The sequence below is a fragment of the Aliikangiella coralliicola genome, from assembly GCF_007004725.1.
Classification (GTDB): domain Bacteria; phylum Pseudomonadota; class Gammaproteobacteria; order Enterobacterales; family Kangiellaceae; genus Aliikangiella; species Aliikangiella coralliicola.
In genome coordinates, this window is sequence record NZ_ML660167.1 from 292,756 (window position 1) to 311,149 (window position 18,394).

Consider the following 18,394-nt stretch of genomic DNA (forward strand, 5'->3'; position numbering starts at 1 on the left):
TGAAAACACCGTTAACAAGATCAGTGACAAAACGAGGAAATGAAACTGCATTCAGAACACTTTGCGTGACACCGGCAATTCGATTTGCCGACTCACCAAAGCCAGGCTGACTTTGTGCTCTGGCGAGTATCGGTTCTACTTTGTTTTGTGCGGTATCGGATTGTTCGGCATTGGATTGATCAGATTGTTCCGATAATGCTCGCGCGGTTGGGCTTGGCTCTGACTGAGGGTGATCCTTTTGTTCTTGTTCAACGCGAGATTGCGCCAGATTTTCTTCAGCAATTAACTTTGCGGCGATATCTGAAACTTTGACCATCGCACGCGCCAGGCTGCGCTTTTCGGAATCTTCCAGTTGACGATAACTGTCGGAGTTATCTAGTAAGTTTTTAACCGCTGAACGCAACCAGACAGGCGGTGCTTCATGATCGCTACGATAGAGATCTTGCGCCTGCGCCACCTGCCCCATCATGTCATCCAAGCTGGTAAGTTTTGATTAGCTGAATTATGTGTAGAAGAACTATTTCCGTTTGAATTATCGCTTGCGAATAACGATTGTCCAGGAGAAGATTCGAGCGTAGCAAACGCAAGCAACCAGCGGTGCGCTGCCGAAAATAATCGCGATGAGACTTGGGGATTACTAAATTGAATTTGCCCCGCATTTGGAGTCGCCATCCAATTGATAATATACATACCGGCACTCGCCATTTCAGCGTGCTGTCGAACTTTGTATTCCTGCTTGTCGGCACTAACCGCTAGCAATCCCCACAAACTATGAACACCAAATGCCGTGAGTAATGCGCGCGCTTTTAAGAATGTGAGAGCGAGTGATATCGAGTTTAATATATCTTCGGAAGCAAAAGTAATCATACCAAGAGAGCGAGAGTAAAAATATTCTCTGAGACTCTGCAAAATGATATCCAGACTCACTTCTTCCTGAAAATCTCTTTGTTGCTCGTTGTCGGCTAAGGCCGTCACCGCTTCGCATAGTTTGCTAAACTGCGGATAGAAAAATCGTGCTTCAAAAGTTTGTTGGAGTAATGTTTCTCGTTCCGATTGATTTAAACGCTTATGGCGATTTTGCCAAAATTGGTTGATGGCTTTCTCTGCATCGCCAAGGCTCTGATCAATTGCGCCGCTAAAGAAAAGCCCTGAAATTCTCTCAGCTGTCGTAAGTAACCCTGCCTGCTCTAACTCAAATGCAAGGTAAAGCGGCGCTAGTGTTTTTAACGCAGAATAATCTCGTGCCTGCCCGCTAATATCGCCGCGTAAATCCGGTAAAGCTATGTCGCTAAGCGCCTGCATTGTTTGAGCGAGACTCGGCGAGTTTTCCATCACCAGCGCTTGCGCAAAATCGACGGCTAGTTCTAACTGTTGAGGACTAATGGGTTCAGCAACGGGCAGAAATCTTGAAGAGATTTGGCTTAGTCTGGTCATCAACTTCCTCGTAATTTCCTTCGGTCAGGGATTATTGTTATCGCTTTGCTGCGAACCTGCCGCCGATCTTTTTTCCGGTAGATAGTTAGGGTCAAATGGCGTCGCATTTCCTTGTATGGCAGAGATCATTCCAGGAGATGCGAGTTTTTCCATTGGAAAATAATCAGACTTAAAGTTCACACGAACTTCCCCTGATAATTTGCTTTTTATTTCGGCTTTTGATTCGGAAGTTTCGTCAACCGATGAGGAGACGGCTGTCATGTGGCTCTGCACGTTGGTGTTTTTGGTTGCAGCCCCGCCCCATCCAAAATGTGCACCAGCTGCTGTGGTATTGCGATTGTAGCTGGAATCTCGATCATACAGGGAAGCTTTAGCGCCTCGTTCGGCCACATCTTGAGCCTTTAAACGAAATACTACTTTGGCGTTAATAGCGCCATCGGTAATCACAATTCTATTGATTCCCAATACAACCATTGATGCTAACAACTGTTGCCTGGAGCGAGCCATTTGTAATCTGGCGGCTTGCACTAAACGTGATTCTTCTTCTGGATCAGAAATATCCGACACCGGACTTGCCAATTCCATTTCCTGATTTACCTGGGTGTAAAACGCGTCTTCGTCGTCGCCTTGCACTGCCAGTTGAGGGCTACCGTTTTCCTCAATATTTTCTTCATCGAGACCGAGTTGACCGGGAAATTTATCGACCAGCCAATCGCGTGCATTGTTTAAACTGATATTGTCCTGAGCGAACTGATCAACGGTTTGAGCAACAGCTTTGAGCATATCAGCGTAAGCTTCCATCTGTTGAATCGAAGCGTTAACAATCGCCTGAAAGACGTTGTCAATCAGCCCGCCGACAAACATTGGAAAGTCGACCGCGCCAATTAGTTCTTTGAATTGTTCGACCCCTTGTTCAAGGGCCCCAGCTTGAAAGTCTGCGCCTGCAAATGTACCGATTTTCCCTGACGCTTTTTGTTTCGCACTGTCCACTGCATCTGCTTGCGCATGGGCAAGAATATTTTCTCCCGGCGTTAGTTCTTTTTCCGCCAAACCTTGCGGATTACTCATATAAGCCGCGACATGAACCATATTTTGCGCAATTTCTTTTTGCTTATCGGCCGATAGTTCGCGAAACCCCGGCGATTGTTCGAGTAGTCGCTTAACCTGAGGTCGCACTGCTGACAAAGTAGAATCTGCCAGCCAGGCTGGTTCTTCACTCCCACCTGTTTGTTCTGTTAGTGCTTGGCTGATTTGCGACATCTGTTTCGGTCCTGTTAATAATCCAGTCAATGATTTTTCGAAAATCCGCTTTGGCTAATTCGATCCTGACTGGTTGGAAGGTTGTGGCCGATTCGCCAGGTTTTTAACCATTCCCGGTTGCGCATTCATTTGAATTGCGGCGATAGATTCAGGGTTAGCCAGTTTTTCAAGTGGTAGATAATCACTTTTAAAATTCACTTCAACTGAACCCGATAAAGAAGCCCGGGTTTGTAAACTTGCGTCAACGGAAGTCTGCGAAGCCGATGCTAATTTCAAAACAGGTTGTGAAGTATTTTTGTATTGGCCTTTCGAATAAAAACTTGCGTTGCGACTGCCTCCCTGATAACTACCGTCAGCGCCACGACTACCGCCCTGGCGATTGACAGCGCCTTCTCTTTCAAAGTTTCCGCTGCGGGTGGTAATTTGTTGATCGCCATAATCAAATTGTTGTGCACTTTTACGAAACTTCATATTGTCTCGCGCGCGGAAATCGTACATGACTTTTGCAGCGATTCTGCCATCGGTCACGACCACCCTGTTAATACCCAACATAATAGTAGTGGCGAGTAATTGTTGTCGACTGCTGGCGAGTTGACTTCTGGCAGCAGGAACCAGTAGCGCCTCAACCAAACGATCGTCGAGCCGCTCAACCGGCTGATCGAGTGGCAGTTCTCGGTTAATCCTTTCAACCGCGGCAGACTGATCAATGCCACTTCGTACCGATACTCTTGGTCCACCGGATTGCTCACTCCCTTCTCCGCCTTCACCATCAAAATCGCCAAAGTCTGATCCAAACTCTCCGGTATCTACTTTTAATTCAAAAATATCGGGAAAACTTTCAACCAGGTGATCGCGCCCCTGATTTTGCGTGGTATTTTCATCTCTGAACTGGTTTAAACTTTTCGAAACATCGGCCACTAATTTGGCATAAGCTTCCATCTGCTCAATAGAACTGGTAACGATTGAATGAAAGACGCCGTCGATTAGTCCAGAAACAAATTCAGGAAAGTTAACTGCCTCGAGTAATGCGCCAGCAACTGCTGCGCCTTCGCGTGCGCTTTGCGCGACAAATTCTCCATCACCTTGTTGCTGTTGTGTTCGTCGACTTCTGACGCCTTCTTCGGCTAACGCACGAACCGAATCACTTTGTTTAGAAGGGTCAATACGAACACCATCAGGTTCCGCAAGGTATGTTCCAATTTGCACAAGGTCATTGGCCAACGCCCGTCGCTTAACCTCATCGAGTTCGTTGTAGGCAGCGCTTTTTTGTAATAAATCACGCACTGCGGTACGCGTACTATCGACGTTTTCCTGACTTGCCATTGGGCGTGATGTTCCCGACGGGTTTGTCGTTGGCACTGGGTTGTTGGACATAACTTTCTCCTCAATCAGGCCAGAGCGCGACCTTCTTCAATGTTATCTCTCAATTCAAATTCAATCGGTCTGACATATAAGCTGATGCTGGCTTCTTTCTTCGGCGTTACTCGAACGCTAAGCACCGAAAAATGTCCTTGTTCGGTTGCACTATCAACCCCAAACGCAGCAAGCCAACGATCCATTGCGCTTAATTGTCTTGGTCTTTCCGCTAGCCCCAGTCGTAATAAATCGAGAAAGCGTGTTGGTAAGTCAGGCAACGATGCCAATAAAATTTCGAGCTTTAATTCGACGCCGTCTGGCGTGTGCCTTAATCCAATCAGAGCACCGCCCTGCGGAATTTCGAAACGTCCGCCGAGTGCCAATCCTACTACTCGCATTAAGCTGGGTAGCTGATGACCGATCCCGAGATTATTCATTAACGGGCCAAGATTGCTCACATTTAACGGGCCGCGATGCATAAATGTTATCCGCTGACTGGCGAGTTCGCGCTTGCATCCAATGGAGGTAAAAATCGGGTAAAGTGTTGGCATGTGAGTCATAACCAAACGACTGGTCTGTGCGAGTTGCGGCGAGAGTGCTTCGATCTGTGATGGTAGTAACTCATAATAAATTTTGGCGGCGTACAGACCGTCTTCATCAAATGCACTACCAAACCAGGCACCGTAGGACATCCAACCTAATCCGCTCAATCCGCGCCATTCTTCACTACGAGAATCAAACCAGTTGAGCGCGTCTTTTCCAAATGCCGGTCCGACAATTCGGCGCATCTCTCGCGTGGCGTCATTGCGTCTTGAAATTGGCGGCGCAGATGGGCCAAGGGGCTGAATGGTAAAACGGAGTTTATTGGGCTCGGATTCGGAAAACGACGGTTCATAAGGGACCGCACCAGGAACCAGCGCATTGTCCGCATAAGCGATATCATCTTCCGGTAAACTGAATGAACGGTTGATGAAATCATCCATGTAGTTGAGCGGCGATTGCACGCCCAACATTTTCGAAGCCGAGTTAAGTGATTGCTTAACATAGTCAGACATTGGCCGCGCTGTTTTACTGTGATGATGTTGCATAACAAATTCCGTCCTGTTTAAATTTACATACCCGGTAGATCAATACCGACGCTTTCGAGTACGTCGCGCGCAACCTGCGGCATCACTGTCGGTTTACTGGCAATCGGTGGTGACTCGATGGGTTGCGAATATTGATCAACGCTATCGTCTTGAACGCCGCCGACGGCAAGCCACTGTTCGCAAGCATTAACAAAGTCCCAATCCGATGGTTTCACTAGCGGACGATTTCCTTCTATATTGCGTAAATGAGGACTACGTAAAACGTCAGTTGATATCACATCTAATCCTGGGCGACCGACTAATCTTTGATGATTATTGGCCAGCCAACGAATGATTATTGCGCCTGAGTGGGCTTGAATACGATAGCGATAAGTATTACGCAGCCCGCCCAGATAATTAGCATTCACCTGGTCGACAACTTGCCACATGTCTCTTGAACCAAATGCTCTTAGCACTTCAGGATCAGATAATAAATCTCGATAATCGAGGATGGTTTGTTGTAACTCAACGGCTGTATAGTGAGCCATACCATAACCGTTAACCGAGAGATTTGCGGCAAGTTCGCGGCAGGCTTTTCTGATGGATTCTTGCGAAAGAAATACATTGTCTCTAGAAAACTTTCTGAAATATTGTGAGACCGCGGAAGTGGTTCTTAGCATCAATTCATAGAAGAGCGCGTTATCGCGACCATATTCAGGATCACCACCAGGTGTACCAAAAGTTCCCATGAAAAAATTTCTTCTTTCAATTTCATTAAGGCGCTCCGGCATCGTGCGATGATAGCGGTAAAGTGCATCACCGGCGGTTCCTTTACCCAACGCGATTGCACCACGACGCCATGCTTCGGAGATATAGTCAACCACTTGCGGTAAACGAGCTTCCTCCAGCATCATAAAGAAATAAATCGCTTGTACCGCTTCAAGGTTTTCTTTAATAATCTCAACGTCTACCGCTTCTTCTAAATCCGGCAGCGCAATTTCCATTGATGAAATTGCACCACTATCATAAGAACCCGTTGTACCTTCGAATACCGCTTCAATTTTGGTTTCGAGAAAAGAATCGTTTTCAGAAACGCGATCAGAAACAAGTTTTCGTACAACATTGGCTAATGATTTACTTGATAAGGCAATCACATGATCCGTAATGTGAGGTTTTACTTTTCTTTTGTTAATCGTTCCGAGCATTTCGCCTGTATCCGGATCACGTCTTTGCGAAATTGTATATCTTGTATCTCCAGGTTCAACACAGCCAATAATTCCATCATAAATTAACTTTTGTTTAATCTGGCTTTCCAGACTGACATTGTGACGAGCTTCGAGCCAATTAAAAACTTTTCGGAAAAGATTTAAGTGACTGTCATATTCACCGCGAGCTTCACTTACTTTTTTAGTAAAGTGCTCACGATCGGGATCAGTGATTCCATCAAGTTGCATCAAGCCACAGATCGCAATTATTTCGAGTTCTTCATCCGAAATGTCAACACCGGGAGCAGCGCCTTTTTGAGTACCGACTAGCCCGTGTTCGTGCAAAAGCTCTTCTAATTGTTCATCGGGGGTTTTTAAAACTGTGCCGACAACAGCGCGATAGAAAGGATCGATAACTTCATCATGATCGAGCAAGTACTCATAACGCTTTAATTGCCGTTCTTGTTCTGCACTTAAGCCAACTCTTGGGTGTTTATCGCGAATAATCCTCAGGCTTTGCGCCTTTTCTTCCATTTCGATCCGAACACGGTGGTCACGTTCGCCCAGATCAACTAACACTTTGCGGTTCATGATGTTACCTCCTCTCAGGCATTAAATTTCAACAGTGTTATCTTTAACGGTTTCCGCCGTGTGATGAGTGATAAATAATTCCAGTGACACTCACGCTACTTCTTAAAAACCTATTCCTAAAACCAAATCTTAAAATCTGCTCTTAATACAATTCTTAAAACCTAATACTCAATTCAATTTTTTTGCTCAAACAATTCAACTGATGAGTCAAATCAATAACGCCTAACCTGTCATTTCCAAATTGCTTTGATCAAGCATGCTATTTTGACCATCTAAATAGTGGTGACTGTCTAGTGTTTGAGACAACAATTGCAGTGCTGCCAGCGCATCAACGACACCACTGCCATAACCTTCAACATTCGCTGAGGCAAATGGCCGCGCAGATTGACGTAATATATCTGCCGCTATTGATGCATTTAGCGGGAGAGCTCGACGCGCCGCATGGGCCGCCATTAATGCACAGACACCGGCGACAAAAGGAGCGGCAAAACTGGTTCCGGTGACTTGTTGGTATCCATTCATGCCGGTGGTCCAGACTTTTTTGCCTGGCGCGCACAAATCGACATGGTTTCCTCGCGTACTAAATGCGCATGGGTTTGCGTGATTATCAACGGCACCAACGGCGATTACACCTTCGTGTGCCGCGGGATAATATGCTTCTTCAATTCCCGAGTTTCCGCTGGCGGCAACAAGAATGACATCTCTCGATAATGCGTATTTCACTACCTCTTCGTGAGGGAGCGGCGAAAATTGGCTCAGGCTGGATTTGGCTGTACCAAAACTCATGTTGACGACTTTGACATTCAGATCGATCAGGCGCTTCATTCCTGCGTCGATATTCGATAATGCGCCGATACCGATTCGTTTTTGAGCAGATAGCCCTGCCCCCAAAACTCGCACTGGCGTGAGTCCGCAACGACCGGCGCCGCCCGGTGGCAGCAAACCGCCGCTGGCTTGCAGAATTCCGGCACACCCGGTGCCATGGCCCACTTCGTCAAATGGTAGCTCATCAAAACTTCGGTTATCGCCAACCAACTGCAGGTCGCCGACCATTGAAGGTTTGAGGTCGACCGTATCAAAACCTCTGCGAATATTAGCGGTTAATGCCCGGTGGTTGGCCATGATTCCCGTATCGGCCAGTCCAACAACGACAGAGGGGTCACCAGGCTCAAATCCAAGTGCCTGAGGCAACTGAGTCAGTAAGCGCGACTGCCAGGCTTGCGCCTCGTCAGTTTCTGTAATTGAATTGGAAGCGTCGGTTTCTGGTGTTCGCTCGAAAACGGGTTCTGAATAAAAAGGTGCAATGCAAATTCGATCAGCCTGAACTTTTTCAACTATCGGAATTTGTGCAACAGCCTCCATCAGTTGTCTTGCGTGGACGTCGTTCTGAGTTTGAATAAGCAGCACTCTGGCTACGCCGGAAAGTTGCTCGGCTTCATCGAACCTTCTTGCGCCGATTACGCCAGGTCGTTGTGCCGCCTTGGTGCGCGAATTATGTAGTCGGCAAATTCTGGTGCTGCCACCGTGGTGACGTAAAATCCGATCAAAAGGACCACCGTCGAGCCGGTTGGCAGGATGGACGCCGAAGTGACGACAAGCAACCATACTGGGAATTTTTTCTGGCATTTCACCCAGTTTTAAAGTGACCAGGAAACGCCTTGGTACCGCGTAGTGATTTAAGGTGTTCTGATTTGCAGCATTTTGATAGGGAACTTGAGCTGTCATCATTGCCCTGCTCCCGAATCGTTTATTTGGCTGGCGCGTTTACTGCCGGCCAAATGCTCAAGCGCCTGCAGGCTACCATCGAATCCATCGATTAACTGTAATGGCATTTTTTCGCCGTTGTCCCACTCTAATATTGCGTCACTGCCTAATTGCACCGCGAGTGGTTCAAGTAACAGTTCGCCATTTTTTAATTCAACCACCGGAACCCGTTCGCCCCGGGCAAAAACTTTAGGCATTTTAGTTTGATCAATCAACGGCGAACGGACTCTTAGCCTGGCCGGTAAATCGCGGTTGGTCATGCCCGGCTGTCGTTCGGTGTTGACAGGAGAAGAAACCTCTTGCTGAACTCTGGGAGCGTCTGCTACTTTCAGAAGACGTTGTAAACGATTGTGAGGAAGCCGCGCCAGTCGGGCAATAACATCGGAGCCGGCTGTTTTTCTCAACTCAACCAGTTGATTAACATTTCGCACGCCAATTCTTTCAAGCTTACGTTGAGTGTCTTCGCTTTCCTGGCCTCCACCCAATGCATCCCGAAGTGATATTTCTGGTTTTCCAGGTTCGAAATCGATGGCGTTTTCCTCGATCATTGGTTTAGTGATCGTCGTTAAGCCGAGCTTGATGGTGCTCGCCTCGGTATCGCCAGGCCCGGCTGGTCTGACGTAAACTTCATCATCTAATATTTCGACAAATGCCTTTAAGTCCAGGTCCACTTCTTTGACGGCGAAAGTCAACGGCATTTTGCCGACTCTGGCTTTTAACGCCATTGAGGCTTGCGCTTTGTCTAACTGTTCGGTTAATGCCTGAATAAACATGTCAAAGGGCACGCCGCTTTCCTGAATTAAATTTGGGATGTCAGCTTTCATTGATCGATCTCACCGGTTACTGAATGAACTGACATTTGTTGCCAATGAATACGTATTCTGGAAATTCGTTGAAACCAGTTTGCCGCGTCATTTGAACGGGGAACATCGCCTTGCAATACGGTTCCCTGATCGCGAAAAATAACACGCATATCAATCGGTAATAACATCTCGGCATCCACAATTGAAACCGGGTTAAGCGGATCGCTACTCACCTCAGTTAGCGCTAATTGCAGATCTTGCAATACCATTGAAAAATCTCTTAGCATTATCCCTGCCCTCCGCTATTGTTCGGCTGATTAGGGGCAATTGCCGGTTGCTGACCGCCGGACTGAGGCACCAGTTGTCGGTTTTGTTGTTGAGCTATGCCGGGCGCATGTCCTTGAATTAACGCGATACTCGCCGCATCAGTGAGTTGATCAAGTGGCAGAGTTTCACTCACAAAATTTAGTTTTACTTCGCCGAATAAATCGGCGCGCACATTGGATTCGTTTTGTGCATTTACAGCCAGCGTAGACACCATGGTATTTCCCTGGCTATAAGTTCGACTGCCTCTTTGCCCCCAGTTCTGATCGAGTTCCTGTTGGGGATCGGTGCCAACGGCATAATTTACCTTAGCGGTATCTTGCGCGTTGGCTCTGAACATGACTTTAGCGGTAATGGAACCATCACGAACGGCTATTCGGTTAATCCCCAACATCACCATACTGGCGAGCAAGCTCTGCCTCTCGGCGCCGACTTTACTTCTTACTCTGGGTAAAATTCTTTGTTCTAACATTTCGCTGGTGAGTTCTTCACCTTGCATGTCAAAATCATCTAACCACTCAGGACTTAAGCCCTGACTTCGTGGTAGCAATTGTGGCTGAGCCTCAGAACCATTAGCCGGTAAAACCAGTTGCACATCGCTGGTATATTTTTGCGATAGCCAGTCGCGCGCCTGATTGTCGGTCACATTTTCCGAGGTAAATTGATCAACACTTTTACTGATAGCGGCAACCAGATCACTATAACTTTCTAATTGACGAATTGACGCGTCGACAACCGCGTCAAATGTACCATTCACTAATTGGGAAACGAATCCTGGGAAATCGATTTCGTTGATCATCGAGCCGGCTTTAGCCGCGATTGTGTCGGTTGCCTGTTTTTTCGGCGTCGGCACTGTCGCCGGGTCGGACTCATCAGCGAACGTTCTGGTCATTTGTCCCTGGCCACCTTGCTGATTCTCACGACCGACTTCGACTCGACGCTGCGCGAAATTTTGGTCGAGTGTTTCGTCAAAACCGAGGGTGGCCGGTGGAGGACTTGCCAGATGCGGATCTTTCATCTCGCTATCTCTTTATCCATGAATCATAGAAATTCATTAACTATTGCTCCCAGCGTCCGGTCAGGTTGTAGCGGCCGTTAGCGAATAAATGGAGGTCCCGAATCGCAATTTTGTCGCTGCCAATAGTGCGAGTGAAACGGTATTCGAAACGCACTCTTAAGGCGGCAAATTCTGGCGCGTTTCTTGGGTAGACTATGTTGTCATCCATAATTTTTGCTTTAACGGTTAAGCCCCAGCCCACAGCGTCGTTTGTGGCGACGTTGCTAATCAAAATATTGCCGAGGCTCTTGCCATTGTATTGCCAGTTAACTTCAAAACCGGCGCTGATCTGATCGGTTAAGTAGTTTTCGATGTAAGGCCAATCAGTTAATCGAATGACCGTGCCGTCATGGGCCGGCGGCACTGGCGAAGGTGCGGTATCGTTTGGATGCTTAAAGCCGCGTAATTGATCTAACTCCCAGGTGATATCGCCTTCGTTATTGACCAGTCGCTCCATAACTGCCCCGGCAACAACCGAGGCGATAGCGACTGTGGCACCTTCCATTGAGTGAGCCAGTTCACCATTAGTCGGCTGTTGGGTAACGGCTTCAGGAGATGGAATCAACGCTGGCGTATAATCAGCATTTGGTCCATTTGTCTGCCCGTTTGGTGGTACGTCAGATTGTTCATGGCCGGCAACGGGTTTCGCTGAAAATGCAGATGCTGTGCCCGGTTGTAATCCTTGAGGAATTTGTCCTGAATGTAATATCTGGTACTCAAGATGACCACCAGAATTATCTGTCCTACCTTCGTATAAACTGAGGAAGTCTGCGAAACTCAGGGTAATTTTTCCTTTAGTTCCAGGCCACGGGTCGTACATAAACATGCGCGTATCTGAACCATCAGCGGCGCCATCGCTTTCCATGCCGACTAACACTCGAGCGTGTCCTCCGCTATTGGGCGAAAAGTTCATATCCACATACAAAGGACCGTTGGATTGCAGTAATTGGCGCCAGGAGTTAATCGAATAGGAAGCCGGTGGCTCTGCGACCAGGTTCCAGGTGTCGGCCAGAGCTTGTCTTTGTCGGGGCCAGAGGCCATTTTTGTAGGCGTCAATTACCGGCACTTTTGCCGCAATATCACTATCGGCAATCGACATTTGGTCGCGCCAGCCGACGACCATTGCGGCGCAGGCCGCCCAACAGGATGCGACACTACTTTGTGGTTGAAATGGCACACCTTGCCAGTGAATTGCAAAACTACTGTTTAATGCCCGTGAATGACTGGCAGTTCTTGATAAAGCGATTCCCAGGGGCACATCTTCGGCCAACAGGTGACCGACATAATCGAGGCGATCACCAAATAGATCAACAATATCATCAGGAGTACTGGTGGATGGACGAACACCTAACGGGACACTGGCTTGCTCATAGGCATCGAATACTAGCTCTGAACAATAAGTTGCACCTGCTTGTCCGATTCTTAGTCCTAACCGATCGGCAATCGCGTTTATCAGCATCGATTTGCCGGGATTAAGAATGCTATAACCCACATAAGCAACGCCGGCGTAATTATATGGGTTGCCGATGCGAGTTTTAGCGTAGTTAACTATCTGATTTGCTATCGCGGAATTAACCCGAGGATCTCGATAAGCCACAGCAATTAGCGCGCCATTGAGTGCTTGTTCTAAACCGACTTCTCGAACGCCATCGCCGACAGCCTCAATGACTTTGCCGTCACCGACATATAACATTGCATGGCTTACTGCTGATAAAGTGCCTAATCTGATGACGTAGGAAACGATGTGTCGAGCCGTTGAGACGATAATATCACCGGGACTTAACGCTTCGATACTAATCGACATGCCGCCTTCGCCAGGATCAAGGGGAATCGCCATCGCCCGACTGTGACCATTTTGCTGCTGATTGCGATTGTGGTAATCACAGTCTAAGCCTTTCGCCAATGCAAAACTGGTAGTGCGGCCTTCAATCCAGTCAATCTTGTCCGGTGTGATAAAACAACCACCGTTCAAACCATTTGCTGCTTGCTCACTGTTCACGTGAACTGCAGCAATTAATGCTTCGAGTTGTCCTGATTCATCACTGAGATGGTAAACCGGAGAACCGCTCGCGCCCATCAGCGTTAAGATGGGATATTCGATAGTTTCGGGGCTACTTTGACTGTCTACGTATCCGCCGTGTAAATGCTGCATATCGGGATCGATAATTTCATTTAACTCTGGAACGACTCTTGAACCAGCCGAATAACCACACACCACGATGGGCATTTGTGTGGAAGGTGTCATATGCAGGAATTTAAAGTATTGCCCGTTAGGTGCCGCAATTGGCACGTTATCGATCACTGCTAAATCATTCGCCCAATCACCGGAACCAGAATAATTCGGCGCTATTCTCCACGATGATGAGGTGACCGTTGTTTCTGAATAGGGTTTATTTGAAGAGCCGTTTCGCGCCGGAATAATCGTCACCGAAGCTTTATTGGCGAGGTTGTGCGCACAGGTGAGAATGCGGTTAGAACCAATATAAAAACCGGTGCCTTGAAACAGGCGACCATCACTGGTTCTCATCAATAACTGGCAAATCGCCGAGTGAGGAAACATCTGTGTGTTAGGAACACCGGCAAACCATTCTTCCCGCTCCAGACTGAAGGCATTGTTTTGGCTCATCAATGCGCTTGATGGGTCACTTGGATCATAAAAGGGTCTGATTAATTCCAGCGGCTGACTGGTAGCGCCTGGCTGTAGCGGTTGTGAATGGCCGTTATTTGCTCTGTCGCCATCTGTACCGTTATCGGGTGTAGCACCCGGCTGAGTTAGCGTATTTTGCGCTGGATTACTGGCACTGTTGTCTATTGGCTGGCCGTCAGGTGACTGTCCATTGGTTTGTGGTCGATTGGTTTGTGGTCCATTGGTTTGTCCATTATTCTGGCTTCCATTGGCCTGGTCGGCGGCACCATTGTTGGTCTCTTCAACCACCGGTAGAGGACCGAAACCATCATCGTAATCGAGCGGCGGACTGGCTTGTCCATTAGTGTCGGTAGCTTGACCATTGTTGCCTACCGTTGGCGTTGTTGCCACGTTACTGTCATTAGCGGCAGCCGGCAAAGCATCACCGCCCCACTCTAAACTGGGGTTACCGTTGGCGACGTTGTTGACGTAACCAGGCGGCGTGAAATTATTAACTACGCGTTGTAAACCTCGGCCAGAAAGACCGCTGATACTGACATACATACTGCCGTTTGACGGTGTCTGTACAAAGTCTGGTTTGCCGTGGGAATTATCAGAATAGGTGGCTAACCCGAAATAAAGTCGTTGTTTGCCAATAAAATTTGAGAGCACATGAGGGGGCAGCAAGTAAACCGCTTCCCCCCTCGGGGCTCTGATCGCTCCGACTGCGCGACTGGAGTAAAAATTATTGCGGTTTCTTTGGTTACGATTTTGCGGATGAAACAAAGCAGGATCTGTAGTAACCCCCACTTCGAACAAAGGACTCTCGGTTTGGATATTAAAACCGAGAACACTGAACCGATCATCAATTGAATCTCGGTTGGCTCGAATTTGCGGCATAACTCCTCCTACCATTATTTGGGCTTGGTTTTCGGCGCTTTTGCGGTGACATTGTTGTCAAGTCGTTGACCGTTAGTTTGGGGATCAATGGAGGACTCATTCATCAGATCCCAGAAATTCGCCAGAGATTCAATCCCGAGCGCCTCAATATAAGGTTTCATAAAAGTCTGAATGCACCTTAAATCCTGAAAGTAAGTTTTCTCACCGGACTGAACTTGCTCGATTGAACCTCGCCAATCCACCTGCTCTTTCGCTGTATTTCCCCCTTCACGCCATATTCGGACAATAAAGGAAGTGGACTTTTCATCGCTCAATGTCATTTCGCTGTTCTCACTGTTAGCTTCAGTATCAATCAGCGTCATCACTGCGGCGTCACATGGTTATCACCGCGTTATCACACGAGAAAATTGTCTGGTGATTGGTTAGTGATGTTGATGAAATTGAAGCGCCGAAAGAGATGGTGTGATTTAGGTTTGGCTCCCTCTCCCCCAGGGTGGTACGGCATTCCGGGAGGGTTGGGGAGAGGGAAATTTGCACAAGTTGAGGCTTACTTTAGACCGAAAAGCCCTCACCTCTCCCTAGCCCTCTCCTCAAGGAGAGGGGACAAAAACAGGTACGGTTATTTCAAGGACATCACTTTAAAGGAAAAAAGGGAGGTAATATTGGCTAGTAAACCAAGGCTAAAAATAACTTTAATAATCTTATATTTCAATGGTATAAAGATTAAAATTAAAGCTATTTATTAAAGTGTTTAATCGTTTTCCTAAGCCGCTCATCCGCCAGCGCAATATGCTTTCGTGCCTGATTAATGAGTTTGCCTGGTGATGAATCTGTTGAAGGCCCGACAGTATCAACAGGAAACTGATCGGTTAGTTCTGGTGGTAATTGTTCGAGTACATTGAATGTTTCAATTGGCAGCTCATCAGATTCGGTTTTTAACTTATGTTCGGGATGTAACGCGTGTTCAGCAATTTGATGGTAAAGCTGCATTGTTTGCCGCATGGGTGGAATGGCCAATTCTTTACGCAATAAATTACGGCATTCCTCAAACTGTCGTAATGCCATTGCCCTTTGTCCGCTCAGCTCATAAAGTTCCATCAACTCTCGATGGACGTCTTCTCGCAAGGGTTCATTATCGAGAATAAGTTGAGCATATCGAATACTCGAACGGTAATCTTTCTGAAAGCGATAATACTCGATTAATTTCCGCAGCACGTTGAAATACACGCGCCTGATTTTCTCTCTTTCTCGCAATGCCCACTCTGCAGTGAAGTTGCCGAGAATATCAGCGCTATATAACTCTACCGATTCACACAATGAATTGACCTGTGTTTGAGTGAGCTTGTCCACTCGATTAGTCGTTGACTGGCATGCTTTACGTTTAAATTCCTCGATATCCAGGTAAACGTCGGCTTCTTTGCGAAAGCAGAGAAAGCCTCTGCAGTCCCGACGGAAAAGCTCGCCGGCGCGATAATATTTTTTCTCGATTTTTTTTCTCAGTCGCCACAAGGTTGTGTTAAAAGCCCCTTGCGAGACCTCTTTGCCATAGTTATCTTCCCAAATTTCGGAAACCAGTTCATCACGGCTAAAATATCGGCCGCGAAATAAAGATAGAAAAGCTAAAATATCGCCCACTTTGGTGGTTAAAGTTAACGGGTTGATATTTCCATCAGGCATAGCATGTTGCACCGACAAAGATCCAAACAATTGAATATGAATCATTAAACCAATCCATTGATTCGAGCGCTTGCTGATTGTGTTGTTGCTATTGTTTAGCGAGTCGCAGTTTTAAACTACATAAGCCCCATTACGCGCGCCGGAAATTGTCACCGGATAGCTAACCAAGTAATAAGCTGCATTTTCATGATTGGCGAAGGGAATTAGAGTCCGTTTTTTATTATTGCAATCTAACGGAATAAATTTATATAGTCGTCAATTTTTTTTATGTCAAGTAGGGAAAATGCTGACAGGCTTTTAAGCAGGACAGTTTTTTTATCTGTATTAACGACTTAGAAACTATTGTTAATTAACTTTCAATTTTAAAATAAACTACCATTTTCTCACATCGAGATAATTGTCGGCGACTTGTTGCACAGGTTAACCAATTCCAATATTCGATTAATACAGCATCGCAGGAATGTCATCAGGCACCAGGTACAACGATTAGCTCACCACACCCATGGCGAGAGTGAGGAATATTGACAGAAAATGAGCTTTGTTAAAAATTAATCAGCGCTTCCCTACTCATTTTAAATAACTCTTCTCCAAACAAAGAGTTCGCTATAACGCTCGCTCGCCATGCCGCCAAACTGATATTAGGGTCACTCACGCCGTGGGTGTGCTTCGCGCCGTTTTGCACATAAATTTTATTCGTAGCGCTATGACGCCAGTTGATCGAATAATCCTCGCATATCTCCGGCTCGTTTAGCTCTGAATGATTCGCCGATACATTCGATAGTAAGCTTTGATAACGGGTGGTGTATCCTGTCGCAAAAATTAAGTCGTCGACAATATACTCTGAGACTTCGGAAGTTAGCTGGCATTTTACAAAGATCTTATAACCTTCGTTAAGTTCTTCAACTTCGATCAAGCGAGAGCTGACTTTAACGTTGTAATTAGTATCTACGCCCAGAAAGTATTTGTTTTCAAAAAGCTCATTGTAAATCGCATCAGATAAGGATTGCGTGACGCCATCACTGGTGTAAAGAAATTCGCGGTTAAGCTTTTCTTTTTTTTCGGCAGGTAAGGTATAAAACTTCGCAATGTATTCAGGCGTATAAATTTCATTTGAAAAACAAGAGTCTTCTAGCGGTGCGATATGCGATCGGCCAGAAAACCACGAAATAGATTCAGGTTGGTCGTTGCTGATAATATCGTAAAAAATTTCAGCGCCACTTTGGCCGCCGCCGATAATAGCGACCTTTCTACCATCATATTTTTTTTTGTATTTCATGTGGGCCGCAGAATGATGATAGCTGGAAATATTTTTGGGCTCAGCGCATGCTGGAAATTTGAGTTTAATCCCGCACCCCAGCACCAAGTGTTTACTACGCAAATATCGACCTTTATCAGTCTCTACAAAAAATTGATTATCTTCATAGTTGATACTAGTTACATCAACAGAATATTGAATACTCTTGATGCCGTTGGCAGCCCATTTAAGATATTCACTGAACTGCTTTCTTGTTGTCGCGTGTCCTTTGCGGTTAAAGAATTGGTAGAGAATACCTCGCTCTTGTAGGTAGTTTAAAAAGCTAAATCGATTCGTCGGCTCAACTGGAGTGACGATATCTTTTATTGGATCGGTTTGCATTTCTGTTTTTGGCAGCATCATATCGCCATGCCATGAAAACTGACTCTTCTTATCTAAAAAAACATAGTTGCTATGTCCTTTATCCTCCAGTAAAGCAGCCAGACTTAAATTAAAGACACCAGCCCCTACACCGATAAATTCGTATAGTTCTTCCATATAATACTCCAATTATTTTTGTTATGAACTCGACTACCAATACCCTTAAAATATTATTAATATCCAATGTTTAAGTTTAGTTCCGTACAATCAAGCTCCATTATTCCTCTCATACGGAAAAGTTTCTGGCGCGCTAGCCCACTCAACAAACCTGGTTTATTGAATAAATAAAATGCTACAACTCATTATTTCCTGACAAGTCATAGCCGAACACCTTTTCATGTTCGAGGATAAAGATTAATTATTACTTTTGTCTGAAATTAACTTGACTGTCTTTTTTTCGGTTCGTTCAACAATCTTTTTATCAACTGAAATCTTTTTATCAACCAAATATTTATAAATCTATTTGTGAGATTTTAATCAACCAAAACAACAAACACTCACTCCTTCCTATCCTTGCATATTGAATTACCTTGATATTTTCCTTGTCCTCTACTCCCTCCTCCCAAAAAAAATTATAAACGCCAACTTGAATATCGAAATAAGAAATATTATTGGACAACCTTTAAATCGTCAACGATTTTTATCACATATACAG

General features: G+C 46.1%; 14 protein-coding genes. 1 reads left to right on the top strand and 13 read right to left on the bottom strand.

Annotated elements, in window-relative coordinates; genetic code table 11:
* Window positions 1-465: 465 nt before the first annotated feature.
* The 11 genes from FLL46_RS18765 to FLL46_RS18815 form a co-directional block, all read right to left on the bottom strand.
* Entirely contained in the window at window positions 466-1,434 is a 969-nt protein-coding gene (locus FLL46_RS18765) for a hypothetical protein (protein WP_142932879.1), read from the bottom strand.
* A gap of 24 nt (window positions 1,435-1,458) precedes the next feature.
* Window positions 1,459-2,694, bottom strand: coding sequence for a hypothetical protein (locus tag FLL46_RS18770; protein WP_142932880.1), 1,236 nt, complete (start codon window positions 2,692-2,694; stop codon window positions 1,459-1,461).
* Between the two features lie 54 nt (window positions 2,695-2,748).
* On the bottom strand, window positions 2,749-4,068 hold the full coding sequence (locus FLL46_RS18775; protein WP_210418754.1) for a hypothetical protein: 1,320 nt from the start codon (window positions 4,066-4,068) through the stop codon (window positions 2,749-2,751).
* A gap of 14 nt (window positions 4,069-4,082) precedes the next feature.
* Window positions 4,083-5,138: a hypothetical protein gene (locus FLL46_RS18780; RefSeq protein ID WP_142932881.1), complete on the bottom strand. Its 1,056-nt coding sequence runs from the start codon at window positions 5,136-5,138 to the stop codon at window positions 4,083-4,085.
* Between the two features lie 23 nt (window positions 5,139-5,161).
* Window positions 5,162-6,913 (bottom strand): hypothetical protein, encoded by a 1,752-nt coding sequence (locus FLL46_RS18785; protein ID WP_142932882.1) that lies wholly within the window; start codon window positions 6,911-6,913, stop codon window positions 5,162-5,164.
* A gap of 222 nt (window positions 6,914-7,135) precedes the next feature.
* Window positions 7,136-8,641 (bottom strand): S8 family peptidase, encoded by a 1,506-nt coding sequence (locus FLL46_RS18790; protein WP_210418755.1) that lies wholly within the window; start codon window positions 8,639-8,641, stop codon window positions 7,136-7,138.
* On the bottom strand, window positions 8,638-9,501 hold the full coding sequence (locus tag FLL46_RS18795) for a hypothetical protein (protein ID WP_210418756.1): 864 nt from the start codon (window positions 9,499-9,501) through the stop codon (window positions 8,638-8,640). Before FLL46_RS18795 ends, FLL46_RS18790 begins: the two co-directional genes overlap by 4 nt.
* Window positions 9,498-9,767 (bottom strand): hypothetical protein, encoded by a 270-nt coding sequence (locus FLL46_RS18800; RefSeq protein ID WP_142932883.1) that lies wholly within the window; start codon window positions 9,765-9,767, stop codon window positions 9,498-9,500. The genes FLL46_RS18795 and FLL46_RS18800 overlap by 4 nt, the downstream gene beginning before the upstream one ends.
* Entirely contained in the window at window positions 9,767-10,822 is a 1,056-nt protein-coding gene (locus FLL46_RS18805) for a hypothetical protein (protein WP_210418757.1), read from the bottom strand. Before FLL46_RS18805 ends, FLL46_RS18800 begins: the two co-directional genes overlap by 1 nt.
* 40 nt (window positions 10,823-10,862) lie before the next feature.
* Window positions 10,863-14,387: a papain-like cysteine protease family protein gene (locus FLL46_RS18810; RefSeq protein ID WP_168204234.1), complete on the bottom strand. Its 3,525-nt coding sequence runs from the start codon at window positions 14,385-14,387 to the stop codon at window positions 10,863-10,865.
* 14 nt (window positions 14,388-14,401) lie between these two features.
* Complete coding sequence (locus FLL46_RS18815; protein ID WP_142932885.1) at window positions 14,402-14,752, bottom strand: hypothetical protein; 351 nt, start codon at window positions 14,750-14,752, stop codon at window positions 14,402-14,404.
* 69 nt (window positions 14,753-14,821) lie between these two features.
* Between FLL46_RS18815 and FLL46_RS18820 the strand changes: the two genes are divergently transcribed.
* Complete coding sequence (locus FLL46_RS18820; RefSeq protein WP_142932886.1) at window positions 14,822-15,133, top strand: hypothetical protein; 312 nt, start codon at window positions 14,822-14,824, stop codon at window positions 15,131-15,133.
* Here FLL46_RS18820 and FLL46_RS18825 read toward each other — a convergent pair.
* Window positions 15,123-16,109 (bottom strand): AfsR/SARP family transcriptional regulator, encoded by a 987-nt coding sequence (locus FLL46_RS18825; protein ID WP_142932887.1) that lies wholly within the window; start codon window positions 16,107-16,109, stop codon window positions 15,123-15,125. The two genes, FLL46_RS18820 and FLL46_RS18825, sit on opposite strands and share 11 nt — an antisense overlap.
* Window positions 16,110-16,605: 496 nt before the next feature.
* The gene (locus FLL46_RS18830; RefSeq protein ID WP_142932888.1) at window positions 16,606-17,856 is read right to left on the bottom strand and encodes a lysine N(6)-hydroxylase/L-ornithine N(5)-oxygenase family protein; all 1,251 of its coding nucleotides are present in this window, start codon (window positions 17,854-17,856) and stop codon (window positions 16,606-16,608) included.
* Between the last annotated feature and the right edge of the window lie 538 nt (window positions 17,857-18,394).

Excerpts from the sequence above, each read along its gene's own strand:
- FLL46_RS18780 (WP_142932881.1), bottom strand. The coding sequence starts at position 5,138 with ATGCAACATCATCACAGTAAAACAGCGCGGCCAATGTCTGACTATGTT.
- FLL46_RS18825 (WP_142932887.1), bottom strand. The coding sequence starts at position 16,109 with ATGATTCATATTCAATTGTTTGGATCTTTGTCGGTGCAACATGCTATG.
- FLL46_RS18770 (WP_142932880.1), bottom strand. The coding sequence starts at position 2,694 with ATGTCGCAAATCAGCCAAGCACTAACAGAACAAACAGGTGGGAGTGAA.
- FLL46_RS18805 (WP_210418757.1), bottom strand. The coding sequence starts at position 10,822 with ATGAAAGATCCGCATCTGGCAAGTCCTCCACCGGCCACCCTCGGTTTT.
- FLL46_RS18785 (WP_142932882.1), bottom strand. The coding sequence starts at position 6,913 with ATGAACCGCAAAGTGTTAGTTGATCTGGGCGAACGTGACCACCGTGTT.
- FLL46_RS18790 (WP_210418755.1), bottom strand. The coding sequence starts at position 8,641 with ATGATGACAGCTCAAGTTCCCTATCAAAATGCTGCAAATCAGAACACC.
- FLL46_RS18810 (WP_168204234.1), bottom strand. The coding sequence starts at position 14,387 with ATGCCGCAAATTCGAGCCAACCGAGATTCAATTGATGATCGGTTCAGT.
- FLL46_RS18830 (WP_142932888.1), bottom strand. The coding sequence starts at position 17,856 with ATGGAAGAACTATACGAATTTATCGGTGTAGGGGCTGGTGTCTTTAAT.
- FLL46_RS18800 (WP_142932883.1), bottom strand. The coding sequence starts at position 9,767 with ATGCTAAGAGATTTTTCAATGGTATTGCAAGATCTGCAATTAGCGCTA.
- FLL46_RS18765 (WP_142932879.1), bottom strand. The coding sequence starts at position 1,434 with ATGACCAGACTAAGCCAAATCTCTTCAAGATTTCTGCCCGTTGCTGAA.
- FLL46_RS18795 (WP_210418756.1), bottom strand. The coding sequence starts at position 9,501 with ATGAAAGCTGACATCCCAAATTTAATTCAGGAAAGCGGCGTGCCCTTT.
- FLL46_RS18820 (WP_142932886.1), top strand. The coding sequence starts at position 14,822 with ATGAAATTGAAGCGCCGAAAGAGATGGTGTGATTTAGGTTTGGCTCCC.
- FLL46_RS18775 (WP_210418754.1), bottom strand. The coding sequence starts at position 4,068 with ATGTCCAACAACCCAGTGCCAACGACAAACCCGTCGGGAACATCACGC.